Annotated in this window: 12 protein-coding genes; 9 read left to right on the top strand and 3 right to left on the bottom strand. The window is 70.4% G+C overall.

The genetic code is table 11. The features are described from left to right. The first annotated feature begins 173 nt into the window (after nt 1-173). From tig to AB0P06_RS14340, 6 genes are all read left to right on the top strand, one after another. On the top strand, nt 174-1586 hold the full coding sequence (tig, locus tag AB0P06_RS14365) for a trigger factor (protein ID WP_363607560.1): 1413 nt from the start codon (nt 174-176) through the stop codon (nt 1584-1586). A 281-nt stretch (nt 1587-1867) separates the two neighbouring features. Further along, nucleotides 1868-2473, top strand: coding sequence for an ATP-dependent Clp protease proteolytic subunit (locus AB0P06_RS14360; protein ID WP_148645913.1), 606 nt, complete (start codon nt 1868-1870; stop codon nt 2471-2473). Between the two features lie 56 nt (nt 2474-2529). After that, the gene (locus AB0P06_RS14355; protein WP_363607559.1) at nt 2530-3192 is read left to right on the top strand and encodes an ATP-dependent Clp protease proteolytic subunit; all 663 of its coding nucleotides are present in this window, start codon (nt 2530-2532) and stop codon (nt 3190-3192) included. 281 nt (nt 3193-3473) lie between these two features. Further along, nucleotides 3474-4763, top strand: a complete 1290-nt coding sequence (clpX, locus tag AB0P06_RS14350; RefSeq protein ID WP_063347569.1) for an ATP-dependent Clp protease ATP-binding subunit ClpX — start codon at nt 3474-3476, stop codon at nt 4761-4763. Nucleotides 4764-4934: 171 nt separating this feature from the next. Continuing rightward, entirely contained in the window at nt 4935-7574 is a 2640-nt protein-coding gene (locus tag AB0P06_RS14345; protein ID WP_363607558.1) for a valine--tRNA ligase, read from the top strand. Between the two features lie 266 nt (nt 7575-7840). After that, nucleotides 7841-8362 carry a hypothetical protein gene (locus tag AB0P06_RS14340; RefSeq protein ID WP_363607557.1) on the top strand — a complete coding sequence of 174 codons (522 nt, stop codon included), beginning with the start codon at nt 7841-7843 and terminating at the stop codon, nt 8360-8362. 32 nt (nt 8363-8394) lie between these two features. Here AB0P06_RS14340 and AB0P06_RS14335 read toward each other — a convergent pair whose 3' ends face one another. The 3 genes from AB0P06_RS14335 to AB0P06_RS14325 form a co-directional block, all read right to left on the bottom strand. Then, the gene (locus tag AB0P06_RS14335; RefSeq protein WP_363607556.1) at nt 8395-9918 is read right to left on the bottom strand and encodes a glycosyl hydrolase family 18 protein; all 1524 of its coding nucleotides are present in this window, start codon (nt 9916-9918) and stop codon (nt 8395-8397) included. A gap of 168 nt (nt 9919-10086) precedes the next feature. After that, complete coding sequence (gene wecB / locus AB0P06_RS14330) at nt 10087-11232, bottom strand: UDP-N-acetylglucosamine 2-epimerase (non-hydrolyzing) (protein WP_363607555.1); 1146 nt, start codon at nt 11230-11232, stop codon at nt 10087-10089. A gap of 25 nt (nt 11233-11257) precedes the next feature. Then, on the bottom strand, nt 11258-12691 hold the full coding sequence (locus tag AB0P06_RS14325; protein ID WP_363607554.1) for a glycosyltransferase: 1434 nt from the start codon (nt 12689-12691) through the stop codon (nt 11258-11260). A 174-nt stretch (nt 12692-12865) separates the two neighbouring features. On the opposite strand from AB0P06_RS14325, the gene AB0P06_RS14320 reads away from it, so the two are divergent. The 3 genes from AB0P06_RS14320 (at nt 12866) to ndk (ending at nt 15120) form a co-directional block, all read left to right on the top strand. Next, nucleotides 12866-14257: a folylpolyglutamate synthase/dihydrofolate synthase family protein gene (locus tag AB0P06_RS14320; RefSeq protein ID WP_363607553.1), complete on the top strand. Its 1392-nt coding sequence runs from the start codon at nt 12866-12868 to the stop codon at nt 14255-14257. 1 nt (nt 14258) lies between these two features. Then, complete coding sequence (locus AB0P06_RS14315; RefSeq protein WP_363607552.1) at nt 14259-14603, top strand: DUF4233 domain-containing protein; 345 nt, start codon at nt 14259-14261, stop codon at nt 14601-14603. Between the two features lie 103 nt (nt 14604-14706). Beyond that, the gene (gene ndk, locus AB0P06_RS14310) at nt 14707-15120 is read left to right on the top strand and encodes a nucleoside-diphosphate kinase (protein ID WP_363607551.1); all 414 of its coding nucleotides are present in this window, start codon (nt 14707-14709) and stop codon (nt 15118-15120) included. Nucleotides 15121-15152: the final 32 nt, after the last annotated feature.

Here is a 15152-nt window from a genome sequence, read left to right as displayed (position 1 = left end):
CACCCAGGTCAACCGCATGAGGGCGAGGAGTCACGCTCACCGTCCACCCCCCCCACGGGAGATGCAGCTCCAACCGCCCATCGCCCGTCTCGCCCGACCCGCATCAACCGGCCTCGGCCGGCGGCCGGGAAGGGCGGAGGCAACCTGACCGCAAGCCCATAGGAGACCTAACCGTGAAGAGCGCCGTCGAGACTCTGAACCCGACCCGGGTTCGACTCACCGTCGAGGTGCCCTTCGAGGAGCTCAAGCCCAGCCTCGACGCGGCGTACAAGAAGATCAACCAGCAGGTCTCGGTACCGGGCTTCCGCAAGGGCAAGATCCCGAACCGGGTCATCGACCAGCGCTTCGGCCGTGGTGCCGTGCTGGAAGAGGCTGTCAACGACGCCCTGCCGCGCTTCTACACGCAGGCCGTCGACGAGGGCAAGATCGAGGTCCTCGGCCAGCCCGACATCACCAACATCGAGGGTGTCGAGAAGATCGCCGATGGCGGCGACCTGAAGTTCACCGCCGAGGTGGACATCCGTCCGGAGATCACCCTGCCGGACTTCTCGACCATCGAGGTGACGGTCGACCCGATCGTCGTCACCGACGAGGACATCGACAAGTCGCTGGAGCAGCTGCGCGAGCGCTTCTCCTCGGTCAAGGACGTCGAGCGCGCCGCGGCCGCCGGCGACATCGTGGTCGTCGACCTGATCGCCAAGGTCGACGGTGAGGTGCCGGAGGACGGCACCGCCAACGGCGTCAGCTACGAGATCGGCTCGGGCCGCCTGATCGACGGCATCGACGACGCCGTCGTGGGCCTGGAGGCCGGTGGCACCGCCACCTTCGAGACCGAGCTCAAGGGCGGCACCCAGGCGGGCAAGACCTCCGAGGTCACCGTCACCGTCACCGCCGTCCAGGAGAAGGAGCTGCCGGAGCTGGACGACGAGTTCGCCCAGCTGGCCAGCGAGTTCGACACCCTGGACGAGCTGCGCGCCGACTCCCGCAAGCGCCTCGAGCGCATGAAGGAGTACGACCAGGCCACCCAGGCCCAGGAGAAGGTCCTGGACGCGCTGCTGGCGCTGGTCGAGATCGAGTTCCCGGAGAAGCTCCTCAAGGACGAGATCGAGACCCGCAAGCACAACCTCGAGCACCACCAGCTGGAGCCGATGGGCCTCGACCTCGCCTCGTACCTGGAGACCCAGGGCAAGACCGAGGAGGAGTTCCTGGCGGAGACCGAGGAGCAGGCGAAGAAGGGCATCAAGACCCAGTTCGTCCTGGACCAGATCGTCGCCGACGAGGAGCTGGGTGTTAACCAGGAGGAGCTCACCGAGCACCTCATCCGCCGCGCCGCCGGCTCGGGCCTGACCCCGGACCAGTTCGCGCAGCAGGTCGTCCAGGGTGGCCAGGTGCCGCTGCTGGTCGGCGAGGTCGCCCGCGGCAAGGCGCTCGCCACCGTGGTCGAGGCCGCCAAGGTCGTCGACACCGAGGGCAACGTCGTCGACTTCGCGGACGACGAGGAGACCGACGAGTCCGGCGAGACCGTCGAGGCCGCCGCCGAGACCCCGGCCGTCGAGGCCGAGGCCGAGGAGAAGACCGAGGCCTGATCGCCCCGGTCGCCCTGACGTGACAGCGGGCCCGGACGCCGTACGTGGTGTCCGGGCCCGCTGTGCGTTCCCCCGGGGCGCCGCGCGGACCCTGCGCTCACAGCGAACAGTTCTGCGTGAGGGATTCTGCGGCCCGGCCTGCGCGTTAGGGTCCTTGGACAGCAACAATCACGACGTGATACCCGGAAGCTGTGCGACAGCGTGACGGCCGTGGAGCGACCGTCCAAAACGACTGAGCAGGTGGCTAAGTGACGTTCCCGCAGATGCAGATGCCTGGCCCGATGGCGCCGCACGCCGCCTCTGGTGACGTGCTCGGCGGCCTGGGGGACCAGGTCTACAACCGGCTGCTCAACGAGCGGATCATCTTCCTCGGCCAGCAGGTCGACGACGACATCGCCAACAAGATCACCGCCCAGCTGCTGCTGCTGGCCGCGGACCCGGACAAGGACATCTTCCTTTACATCAACTCCCCGGGCGGCTCGATCTCGGCCGGCATGGCGATCTACGACACCATGCAGTACATCAAGAACGACGTCGTCACCATCGCGATGGGCATGGCCGCCTCGATGGGCCAGTTCCTGCTGACCGCCGGCGCCAAGGGCAAGCGCTTCTCGCTGCCGAACGCCAACATCCTGATGCACCAGCCGTCCGCCGGCCTCGGCGGTTCGGCCACCGACATCCGCATCCAGGCCGAGCAGCTGCTCCGCACCAAGAAGCGGATGTCCGAGCTGATCGCCTTCCACAGCGGCCAGTCCTTCGAGCAGATCACCGCGGACTCCGACCGCGACCGCTGGTTCACGCCCGAGGAGGCCCTGGAGTACGGCCTGATCGACGCGATCATGCACAGCGCCGCGGACGTCCCCGGCGGCGGCGGCACCGGCGCCTGAGCCTCGGCCCGGCCGACGAGACCACAGCCACAACGCTCCGGAGGACAAGAACCCCCATGAACATCCCCAGCCTCTCCAGCGCCAAGTCGCGCGTCGAGGACATGCGTGCCGAGGGCCGCTACATCGTTCCGCGCTTCGTCGAGCGCACCTCGCAGGGCGTCCGTGAGTACGACCCCTACGCGAAGCTGTTCGAGGAGCGCATCATCTTCCTCGGCTCGCAGGTGGACGACGTCTCCGCGAACGACATCATGGCGCAGCTGCTGTGCCTGGAGTCGATGGACCCGGACCGCGAGATCCAGATGTACATCAACTCGCCCGGCGGTTCGTTCACGGCCCTGACGGCCATCTACGACACCATGCAGTACGTGAAGCCGGACATCACCACCGTCTGCATGGGCCAGGCGGCCTCCGCGGCGGCCGTGCTGCTCGCGGCCGGCACCCCCGGCAAGCGGATGGCGCTGCCGAACGCCCGGATCCTGATCCACCAGCCGTACACCGAGACCGGCCGCGGCCAGGTCTCCGACCTGGAGATCCAGGCCAAGGAGATCTTCCGGATGCGCGAGCAGCTGGAGGAGATGCTCTCCAAGCACTCCAAGAAGCCGGTGGAGCAGGTGCGCGACGACATCGAGCGCGACAAGATCCTCACCGCCGAGGAAGCCCTCGAGTACGGTCTGATCGACCAGATCATCTCCACCCGCAAGTCCTCGCTGACCTCCTGAGGCCGGCACCTTCCCTCCTGGCCCGCCATCGGGCGGGAGGGGTCCAGGGGCGGGGCGCGCAAGCCGTTGCGCGCCCCGCCTCCGGCACACCGGCGGCATCGGTGTCGGCATCTGTTCGGTATCAATTCGCCCAGGGCGTAGGGCAGACCTGGCGAAGAGGACGGAATCAGGGGCCCGGCAGAGTACCGTCGGATAGCGAGACCGATCGCCGACGGCGTTGACGGTCCACAGCACCAGGCCCCGGAACCCCCGCGGGGCCCCTGGCGAAGGGGAAGCACCTCGTGGCACGCATCGGAGACGGTGGCGACCTGCTCAAGTGCTCGTTCTGCGGCAAGTCGCAGAAGCAGGTGAAGAAGCTGATCGCCGGCCCAGGCGTGTACATCTGCGACGAGTGCATCGACCTGTGCAACGAGATCATCGAGGAGGAGCTCGCCGAGACCTCCGAGGTGCGTTTCGAGGAGCTTCCGAAGCCGCGCGAGATCTACGAGTTCCTGGACCAGTACGTGGTCGGCCAGGACCTCGCCAAGAAGGCGCTGTCGGTGGCCGTCTACAACCACTACAAGCGTGTCCAGGCCGGTGAGGCGGGCCGCAGCGGCGGCAACGGCCGTGAGGACGCCATCGAGCTGGCGAAGTCCAACATCCTGCTGCTCGGGCCGACCGGCTCCGGCAAGACGCTGCTGGCGCAGACGCTGGCCCGGATGCTGAACGTGCCGTTCGCGATCGCCGACGCCACCGCACTGACCGAGGCCGGGTACGTCGGCGAGGACGTCGAGAACATCCTGCTGAAGCTGATCCAGGCGGCCGACTACGACGTCAAGAAGGCCGAGACCGGGATCATCTACATCGACGAGATCGACAAGGTCGCCCGCAAGAGCGAGAACCCGTCGATCACCCGGGACGTCTCCGGCGAGGGCGTGCAGCAGGCGCTGCTGAAGATCCTGGAAGGCACCACCGCCTCGGTGCCGCCGCAGGGCGGGCGCAAGCACCCGCACCAGGAGTTCATCCAGATCGACACCACCAACGTGCTGTTCATCGTGGGCGGTGCGTTCGCCGGCCTGGAGCGGATCATCGAGGGCCGGGCGGGTGCCAAGGGCATCGGCTTCGGCGCCAACATCCGCTCCAAGCGGGAGTCGGACGCCAGCGACCACTTCCGTCAGGTGATGCCGGAGGACCTGGTCAAGTTCGGCATGATCCCGGAGTTCATCGGCCGGCTGCCGGTGATCACCAGCGTGCACAACCTGGACCGCGAGGCGCTGCTGCAGATCCTCACCGAGCCGAAGAACGCGCTGGTCAAGCAGTACCGCAAGCTCTTCGAACTGGACGGCGTGGAGCTGGAGTTCTCCCGGGACGCACTGGAGGCCATCGCCGACCAGGCGATCCTGCGCGGCACCGGCGCGCGCGGGCTGCGGGCCATCATGGAGGAGGTGCTGATGTCCGTGATGTACGAGGTCCCCTCGCGCCAGGACGTCGCCCGCGTGGTGGTCACCGGGGACGTCGTCTCCAAGCACGCCATCCCGACCCTCGTCCCGCGCGACATGATCAAGCGGGAGCGGCGCGAGAAGAGCGCCTGACCCGAGTCTGACGGAAGAGCCCCGCACCGGCCGGTGCGGGGCTCTTGCCGTGCGGGGAGGGCCACTTGGCGACGACCGCGGTGTCCCCGGCGGCGGACCGGCCGGACGCGCGGAGTCCGCCGGGTGAAAGCGGTTCGTAACCCGCCCCCCCGGTTACGTAAACTGTGCGTCGTGACCGACACGACGAACCAGCGCCCCGCGAGCACTCACGCCGGGGACGACGCAGCCACCCTCCCGACGACCTACGCCCCGGCGGAGGTAGAGGGCGAGCTGTACGAGCGCTGGGTGGACCGGGGCTACTTCACCGCCGACGCCAAGAGCGACAAGCCCCCGTACACCATCGTCATCCCGCCGCCGAACGTCACCGGCGCCCTGCACCTGGGCCACGCCTTCCAGCACACGCTGATGGACGCGCTGACCCGCCGCAAGCGGATGCAGGGCTACGAGACGCTCTGGCTGCCGGGCATGGACCACGCCGGCATCGCCACCCAGAACAAGGTCGAGCAGCAGCTCGCCGAGTCCGGCCTCTCCCGCCACGACCTGGGCCGCGAGGCCTTCGTCGAGAAGGTCTGGGAGTGGAAGGCGAACTACGGCGGCCGGATCCTCGGCCAGATGCGCCGCCTCGGCGACGGCGTGGACTGGTCGCGCGAGCGCTTCACCATGGACGAGGGCCTCTCCCAGGCCGTCCAGACCATCTTCAAGCGGCTCTTCGACGACGGCCTGATCTACCGGGCCGAGCGCATCATCAACTGGTGCCCGCGCTGCCTCACCGCGCTCTCCGACATCGAGGTGGAGCACGAGGAGGTCCCCGGCGAGCTGGTCTCGATCCGCTACGGGGAGGGCGAGGACTCGATCGTCGTCGCCACCACCCGGGCCGAGACGATGCTCGGCGACACCGCGGTCGCGGTCCACCCCGAGGACGAGCGGTACCGCCACCTGATCGGCCGGACCATCAAGCTGCCGCTGACCGACCGGGAGATCCCGGTCGTCGCCGACGAGCACGTCGACCCGGAGTTCGGCACCGGCGCCGTCAAGGTGACCCCGGCGCACGACCCGAACGACTTCGCCATCGGCCAGCGCCACGACCTGCCGTCGCTGGCCGTGATGGACGAGCGCGGCCTGATCACCGTGCACGGGCCGTTCCTCGGCCTGGACCGCCTGGAGGCCCGCTCGGCCGTGGTCGGCGCGCTGCGCGAGCAGGGCCGGATCGTCGCCGAGAAGCGTCCGTACATGCACGCCGTCGGCCACTGCTCGCGCTGCCACACGGTGGTCGAGCCGCGGCTGTCGCTGCAGTGGTGGGTCAAGGTCGCCCCGCTGGCGAAGGCCGCCGGCGACGCGGTGCGCGACGGCAAGGTGGAGATCCACCCGAAGGGCCTGGAGGGCCGCTACTTCGACTGGGTCGACAACATGTACGACTGGTGCATCTCGCGCCAGCTCTGGTGGGGCCACCGGATCCCGGTCTGGTACGGCCCCGAGGGCCAGGTCGTCTGCGTCGGCCCGAACGAGGAGCCGCCGAGCGGCGAGGGCTGGCACCAGGACCCGGACGTCCTGGACACCTGGTTCTCCTCCGGCCTCTGGCCGTTCTCCACCCTCGGCTGGCCCGAGCAGACCCCGGACCTGGAGAAGTTCTACTCCACCGACGTCCTGGTCACCGGCCACGACATCATCTTCTTCTGGGTCGCCCGGATGATGATGTTCGGCCTGTACGCGATGGACGGCCAGGCGCCGTTCAAGACCGTCGCGCTGACCGGCCTGGTCCGTGACGAGTTCGGCAAGAAGATGTCCAAGTCCTCCGGCACCGCCGTGGACCCGCTGGACTGGATGGACGCCTACGGCGCCGACGCCGTCCGCTTCACCCTGGCCCGCGGTGCCAACCCGGGCGCCGACGTGCCGATCGGCGAGGACTGGGTCAAGGGCGCGCGCAACTTCTGCAACAAGATCTGGAACGCGACCCGCTTCGCGCTGATGAACGGCGCCACCGTCGAGGGCCCGCTGCCCGCGCCGGAGGAGCTGACCGCGGCCGACCGCTGGATCCTGTCGCGGCTGAACGCCACCGTCGCCGAGGTGGACGCGCTCTACGACGACTACGAGTTCGCCAAGGTCTCCGACGCCCTCTACCACTTCGCCTGGGACGAGGTCTTCGACTGGTACGTCGAGCTCTCCAAGACCACCCTGGCCAAGGGCGGCGCGCAGGCCGATGCCTCGCGCCGGGTGCTGGGCGAGGTCCTGGACCTCACCCTGCGGCTGCTGCACCCGGTCGTCCCGTTCGTCACCGACACCCTGTGGACCACGCTCACCGGCGCCGAGTCCCTGGTGATCGCCGAGTGGCCGAAGGACAGCGGCTACCGGGACACCGCCGCCGAGGCGGAGATCGCCACGCTCCAGCAGGTGGTCACCGAGGTCCGCCGGTTCCGCTCGGACCAGGGCCTGCAGCCCGCGCAGAAGGTCCCGGCCGAGCTTGGCCTGGCCGGCACCGTGCTCGCCGTCCACGAGGACGCGATCCGTTCGCTGCTGCGGCTGACCGTCCCGGGCGAGGGCTTCACGGCCACCGCCTCGCTCCCGGTCGCCGGCGCCACCGTGGCGCTGGACCTCTCCGGCACCATCGACGTCGCGGCGGAGCGCAAGCGTCTCGCCAAGGACCTCGCGGCCGCCGAGAAGGAGAAGACCCAGACCACGGCCAAGCTCGGCAACGAGGCGTTCCTCGCCAAGGCGCCGGACGACGTGGTCGCCAAGATCCGTGCCCGCCAGGAGGCCGCCGAGGCCGACATCGCCCGGATCACCGCCCAGCTCGCGGCGCTGCCGCAGGCCTGACCGGCCGACGGCTCACCAGGGCCGCATCCCGCCTCGGCGGGGTGCGGCCCCTCGCCATTTCCCGCCACCCGTTAATCCGTCGTCCTAATAGCCCAATCACATTGCTCCCTTCCGGCGAATATTCATCCCGGACCGGGTGAGGTCCTATTCCGTCCGAATTCATTCGGGTCTTGCCCGCGCGCGTTCGCGGAAGTTCACAGGTCGGATGTGTACGGTGTGCAGGAGTTCCGCAGAGCCGATGACCGACGGGAGGGTATGGCGTGGTGGTGACCGAGGAGTTGGCCGACGAACTGTCTGCTGAGGCGGTCGAGGAGGCCAAGGCCAGGGCGGCGACGCTGCTGCTCGCGTTTCGACACGGAAACCAGCTCGCGTTCGACTACGCGCTGGACCGGCTCTTCGAGGAGCACGCGGAACGCGAGGTGACCACCCTGCTGGCCTGGATCGCCGCCGAGGCGGTGCGCAAGGCGTACGCGCCCGAGGTCGGGGACCGGGTCCTGCACGCGATGGCCCGGCGGGCCCCGGCCGACACCGGCGGGGTGGCCGTGGACGAGGAGACCGCCGACGCGGCCCGGCTGATCGAGGCCGTCGCGGCCGGTGAGGTGGCCGAGGTCCGCGGCCTGGTGTCCACCACCGCCGACACCACCTTCCTGCTCGGCGGCCTGCTCCAGGGCGTCGCGATGATGCTGCCGCTGCTGCCCGAGGGCGAGCTGGCCGAGATCACCGCCGAGCTGCGCCGCCGGCACTGCGGTCCGTGCCCCGAGATTCCGGAGGCCCGGGCCGGGGTCTGAACCCCGGCCCGGGCCCCGGTCCAGCCCGGCGCCTACGGCATCGCGTGCAGATGTCCGCCGATGCTGCTCGCGATCGATCCGCCCGCCGCGGCGTCCCAGTTGGTCGACCAGGTCATCGCCCCGCCGATCCCCGGCCAGGTGGTGTCGGGCCTGAAGCTCCCGCAGTTGGTGCCGGCGGCCAGGCAGTCCAGCGCGTTGTTGACCACGCTCGGGCTGACGTAACCGCCGCCCGCCGCGCTGGTGGAGGCCGGGACGCCGAGGCCGACCTGGTCGGGCCGGAGCCCGCCCTTGAGCTGGATGCAGGCCAGCCCGGTCAGGAAGTTCTCCGAGCCCTGGGAGTAGACGCCGCCGTCGCAGCCGAGCATGGCGCCGGAGTTGTAGTACTGCATATTGGCGATGGTGAGGATGTCCTTCACGTTCAGCGCCAGCTTGAAGTACTCCATGCCGGTCGACTGCATGTCGATGGTCTGCGGCGCCATGGTGAGGATGAATCCCTTGCCCGCCTTCGCGGCCACCGAGTGCAGCGCCTGGCCCATGTAGGTGGCGTTGATGCCGTTCTCCAGGTCGATGTCGACCCCGTCGAAGCCGTAGGTCTGCATCAGTGACCAGACGCTGTTGGCGAAGGTGGTGGCCGAGGCGGAGCTGTTCACCGAGACGGTGCCGTCCTGGCCGCCGACCGAGATGACCACCTTCTTGCCGGCCGCCCGCTTGGCCGCGATGTCGGCCTTGAACTGGGCCTCGGTGTAGCCGCCGAGCCGGGAGGAGAGCTTGCCGTCCACGGCGAAGCTCAGCCCGCCGGGTGTGCCGGTGGCGTTGGCGAAGGCGACCGCGATGATGTCGTACGCGGCCGGGACATCGCTGATCCGCTGCACGGTGGCGCCGTTGTCGAAGTTCTGCCAGTAACCGGTCAGCAGGTGTTTGGGCAGACCGGGCCGGTCCGTCGGGGTGTCCGTCGGGGTCGGGCTGGGCGAGTCCGTCGGGGTGTCGGTGGGGGTCGGTGTGTCGGTCGGCGTGGGCTTGGGGTCACCGGGACCGATCAGTGAGATGTCGTCGGCCAGATAGGCGGGCTGGCCGTACCAGCCGTGCAGGTAGACGGTGACGCTGGTGGTGGTGGCACCGGTGGTGAAGGTGGTGGCGAGCCTGGACCAGCTCGCCGAGTTGGTCCAGGTGCCCGGGTCCGCGGCGGCGCCGGTGCCGCGGGCACCGAGGTAGACGTAGGAACCCTGCACCCAGGCGCTCAGCGAGTACGTCGACGACGGCTTCACCGTGACGGTCTGGGTGCACTCGCCGGTGTCGCCCGCACCCGGGGTGGCGCGCAGCGCGTACGAGCCGGAGTGGACGGTGGTGGTCTGGGCCGTGCTGCCGGTGGGGCAGGTCCAGCCGCCGAGGTGGCTGGTGGCCTCGAAGCCGCCGTTCTCGATCAGGTCGACGTCCGCGCTCGGTGCACCGGAGGCGCCGGTGGTGAGGACCAGGCCGCTCAGGCCCAGCGCGATCGCGCCGGCTCCGGCGAGCAGGGTGTGGACGGCGCGTGGGCGCCGGTGTCGGGCAGGTGGCATGACTCCATCTCCTGTGGGGGAGGCCGTCGGCTCGCGTGGGGGCGGGCCGTCCGGGTGCCGATGGTGCGCGTGCGGGAGCTACCGACAAATCAAGTCCCTGTCGGGGAAGGGGACTTGCCTCACAAGGTGGAGTAGACCAATCCGGCTGTCAAGAGGACCTTGGCGGGCTCAGGCCGCGAGCGCCCCGGCTGCCCCGGCCGGTTCGGCGGCTCGGGCCAGCCGCGTGGTCAGCCGGGCGATGCGGGCCGAGGCCAGTCCGTCCCCGTACGGGCTGGGGGTGGCCGCCAGCCGGGCGAGCCGCTCGGGGGCGTCCGCGAGCCAGGCCCGGGTCAGTTCGCCGAACTCCTCGCCGGGCCGTACCAGGGCGGCGAAGCCGGCCTCCACGGCCTCCGGCCGCTCGGTCGAGCGGCGCACCACCAGCAGCGGACGGCCCAGGACGGTGCACTCCTCCTGCACCCCGCCGGAGTCCGAGACCAGCAGCGCGGCGTGCCGGGCCAGGCCCAGGAACTCCGCGTACCCGACCGGCTCGGTGACGGCGATCCGCTCCAGCAGCCCGTCGAGCGCGAACCGCTCGACGGCGGCGCGGGTGCGCGGGTGCATCGGGAACAGCACCGGAGTGCCGGCCCGGGCGGTCCGGTCCAGCTCGGCGAGCACCGCGCCGAGGGCCTCGGCGGTGTCGGTGTTCTCCGGCCGGTGGACGGTGGCCAGCACATAGCCGTCCGGGCGCAGCCCGTGCGCGGCGAGCAGCCGGGCCCGCCCGGCCTCGTCGGGCAGCTGCCGCCGGACCACCTCGACGACGGTGTTGCCGGTGACGGCGATCCGCTCCTCGGGCAGCGACTCGGCGCGCAGGTTGGCCGCGTTCTCCCGGGTGGCGGCGCAGAGCAGGTCGGAGACATGGTCGACCATCACCCGGTTGTGCTCCTCGGGCATCGCCCGGTCGAAGCTGCGCAGCCCGGCCTCGACGTGCACCAGCGGGATCTCGCGGGCGTTGGCGGCGAGCGCCCCGGCCAGGGTGGCGTTGGTGTCGCCCTGGACGACCACGGCGGCCGGGCGGTTCTCGGCGAACGCCGCGTCCAGCTGGCCGAGCGACTGGGCGATCTGCCCGGCGCGCGGGCGGCCGCCGACGCCGGTCAGCAGCTCGGGCCGGGGCAGGCCGAGGTCGCGCAGGAAGCGGCCGGACATCGCCTCGTCCCAGTGCTGGCCGGTGTGCACCAGCCGGGTGGCGTCCCCGAGTTCGTGGATCAGCGGGGCGAGCTTGACCAGTTCGGGGCGGGTGCCGAGGACGACGGCGACGCTGGCGGGGGGAAGGCACATGCTCACGGGGTGACTCCGGTGGTTCTCAGGATTCGAGGGCGGTCGGGGCGCCGAGGACGACCTTCTCGGCGTTGCGTCTGGTCTTGGCCCAGCCGTTGCGGCCGAGCAGCAGCCGGACGGCGCCCCGGGTCGCGACCACGAACAGGTGATAGGCGTACAGCCAGAGCAGCGCGCCCCAGAGCAGCCCGGTGAGCCGGCGCCGGCCGGGGTGGACGCGCCTGCGGTAGGCGAAGCCCCAGAACACCATCGGCAGGGTCGCGAGCACGAAGGCGGCGGCCATGAACGGCCCGAACCGGAGGTGGAAGTCGGCGGTTTCCTCGGGGAAGAGCGCCAGGCCGGCCAGCGTGATCCCGATCGACAGCGGGGTCAGGACGACCAGCAGCACGCAGACCACGGGCTGCAGGAAGGTGTACATCACCTCGGCCTTGCCGGCCCAGCGGTAGTGCGGCGAGCGCAGCACCCGCCCGGTGTAGCGCAGGCACTGTATGTTGCCCTGGGCCCACCGGGTGCGCTGGGTGAGGAAGCGCCGGAACGACACCAGGCCCTCCTGGGAGACCTGCGCCTCGGTGATGTGGGTCAACCGCCAGCCGGCCAGCCGCAGTTCGAGGCCGGACTCGTAGTCCTCCAGCAGTGCCCGCTCCGGCCAGGGCCGGTTCTGCCGGCCCTCCTCGGCGGTCAGCGAGTCCAGCGCGGTGAGCCGGACGAACTGCCCGTTGCCGCCGAGGCCGACGCTGCCGGTACGCCGGCGCAGCAGCTGCATGCCGGTGTTGTTGGCCTGGAACTCGATGTCCTGCAGCCGTACCAGGGCGCGGGCCAGGGCGTTGACGAGCCGGCCGCGGCCGGGCAGCGGCCGTTCGTCGTCGGCGTTGCGCATCCGGACGCCGATCTGCACGGCGCCGGTGTCGGGGCGGCCCATCGCCTTGTCGGCGCAGACCTGTTCCAGGGTGCCCGGGTCCAGTTCGCCGTCGGCGTCGACCACGCCGAGCACCACCCGGGAGCGGTCGGTGCCCTCGGGCAGCCAGGCGGAGATCTCGCGGTACGCGGCGTTCAGCGCGGCGCCCTTGCCGATCCGGGCGTGCGGGCGCCGGCGCTGGACCAGGTGGATTCGCGGGTCGTGCCCGGCGGCGGCCAGTACCAGGTCGCGGGTGGCGTCCTCGCTGTCGTCGTCGATCACCCACAGATGGGCTTCGGGGGCGCTGCGCCGCAGACCGGCGAGGGTCTGGGTGACCACCGCCTCCTCGTCGCGGCAGGGGATCACCAGGTGCCACCGGAAGGCCGAGGGGTCGCCGGGCTCGGCGGGCCTGGCGTGTGTGAACGCGTGCCGCGAGCCGGCCCAGTAGAGCAGGAAGCGGCCGAACACGAAGACCATGTAGGCGAGCAGCGCCAGGGAGGCCAGCTCGGCGACCCAGACGATCCCGTTCCGGTTGTCCAGGATGTAGTCGCGCACGGCGTCGGGCATGGCGCTGCTCTCCTCATGATCAAAGGTGATTTGTCTCCTTGGGGTGCGAATCGATGCTTCATCGCGTCTGAGACTCGCCGAATCGATAGTAAAAGGGGTAAATCGGAAAGTCTGGGCAAAGTGGCCGTTCTCACCCCGTGAGGGGTGGCCGCCGTCGCTCCGTAGACTGTGGTCGTGAGCGACAAGGCCGACCCGAACCCGTACACCCTCCGCCCCGCCGACGGCGGCTCCGGCGACGCCCTGCGCGACGTCGAGCTGGAGCTGTCCAAGCGCTGGCCGGAGAACAAGCTGGAGCCCTCGCTCGACCGGATCGAGGCGCTGATGGACATCCTGGGCCAGCCCCAGCGGTCCTTCCCCTCCATCCACATCACCGGCACCAACGGCAAGACCTCCACCGCCCGGATGATCGAGCAGCTGCTGAACACCTTCGAGCTGCGCACCGGCCGCTACACCAGCCCGCACGTGGAGTCCGTCACCGAGCGGATCTCCCTGGACGGCGCCCCGATCAGCCCCGAGCGGTTCGTCGAGGTCTACCGGGACATCGAGCCGTACGTGCGGATGGTCGACGAGCGCGAGCCGGTCGCGATGTCCTTCTTCGAGGTGCTGACCGGCATGGCCTACGCGGCCTTCGCCGACGCCCCGGTGGACGTCGCCGTGGTCGAGGTCGGCATGGGTGGCTCCTGGGACGCCACCAACGTGATCGACGCCGCCGTCGCGGTGATCACCCCGATCTCCCTGGACCACACCGACAAGCTGGGCGGGACCACCGGCGAGATCGCGGTCGAGAAGTCCGGGATCATCAAGTCCGGCGCGGTCGCCGTCGTCGCCCAGCAGCAGCTGGACGCCGCCCAGACCATCCTCAAGCGCGCCGTCGAGGTGGACGCCACGGTGGCCCGCGAGGGCATGGAGTTCGGCGTGATCCGCCGTGAGGTCGCCATCGGCGGGCAGCTGGTGACGCTGCGTGGGCTCGGCGGCGAGGAGTACGAGGACGTCTTCATCCCGCTGCACGGCGCCCACCAGGCGCACAACGCGGCACTCGCGCTCGGCGCGGTCGAGGCCTTCTTCGGCGTGGGCGGCGCCCGCGGCGGGCAGTTGGACGTGGACAAGGTGCGCCACGCGTTCTCCGGCGTCTCCTCCCCGGGCCGCCTGGAGGTCGTCCGCCGCAGCCCCACGATTCTGCTGGACGCCGCGCACAACCCGCACGGTGCCGAGGCGACCGTCGCCGCGATCGGCGAGTCCTTCGGTTTCACCCGGCTGGTCGGCGTGATCGGCACCAGCGGCGACAAGGACGTGGCGGGCCTGCTGGAGGCCTTCGAGCCGGTCCTCGCCGAGGTCGTGGTCACCCAGAACTCCACCCATCGCGCGATGGACGCGGACGCCCTGGCCGCGATCGCCGTCGAGATCTTCGGCGAGGACCGCGTCCAGGTCGAGCCCCGCCTCGACGACGCCATCGCCGCCGCCGTCACCCTGGCCGAGGAGGAGGGCGACCTCGGCGGCGCCGGGGTGCTGGTCACCGGTTCGGTCATCACGGTGGGCGAGGCCCGCCTGCTGCTCGGGAGGAAGTGACATGAGGACGCTCTGCTCCTCGACGCTGATCGGCGAGGCGCTGGTGGTGCTCTTCGCCGCCCTGGTGGCGATGCAGCTCTCCGACGTCCCCACCGTCACGGTGTGGACGGTCACCGGTGTCGCCATGGTGCTGTGCATCCTGCTCTGCGGCATGATCAACCGCCCCGGCGCGGTGGCGATCGGCTGGGCGCTGCAGGTCGGCCTGGTCGCCAGCGGGTTCGTCCTGCCGACGATGTTCGGCCTCGGCGTGGTCTTCGCCGGCCTCTGGTGGTGCTCGGTGCACTACGGCCGCAAGATCGACGAGTTCAAGGCCGCCCGTACGGCGGCCGAGGCCGCCCAGGCCTAGGCCGCGGGGGCAGCCCGGGCGGGCTTCCGGGCTGCTCACGCAAGGTAATCTCTGGGGTAGTCGCGTATATCGCACGCCGAACCGATTACCCAGGAGACGCACCGTGTCCCAGCGCACTCTCGTCCTGCTCAAGCCCGACGCCGTCCAGCGCGGCCTGGCCGGCGAGATCATCAGCCGCATCGAGCGCAAGGCCGGCTGGCGGCTCACCGCGGTCGAACTGCGCACCTTCGACCGGGCGACGCTGGAGCAGCACTACGCGGAGCACATCGGCCGCCCGTTCTACGAGCCGCTGCTGGAGTTCATGACCTCCGGCCCGTCGCTCGCGCTGATCGTCGAGGGCGAGGAGGTCGTCCGCGGCATCCGCATGCTGGCCGGTGCGACCAACCCGCTGGAGGCCGGTGCCGGCACCATCCGCGGCGACTACGCGACCATCACCCGGGAGAACCTGATCCACGCCTCGGATTCCGAGGCCTCCGCCGAGCGCGAGATCAAGATCTTCTTCCCGGCGCACGCCTAGGACCTTGGACTGCCCCGGTCGGGACCATTGGC

Source organism: Kitasatospora sp. NPDC088351 (assembly GCF_040685575.1).
Taxonomy (GTDB): domain Bacteria; phylum Actinomycetota; class Actinomycetes; order Streptomycetales; family Streptomycetaceae; genus Kitasatospora.
The sequence above is the reverse complement of the archived record's forward strand: the minus strand, read 5'-3'. Positions and strand labels throughout refer to the sequence as shown.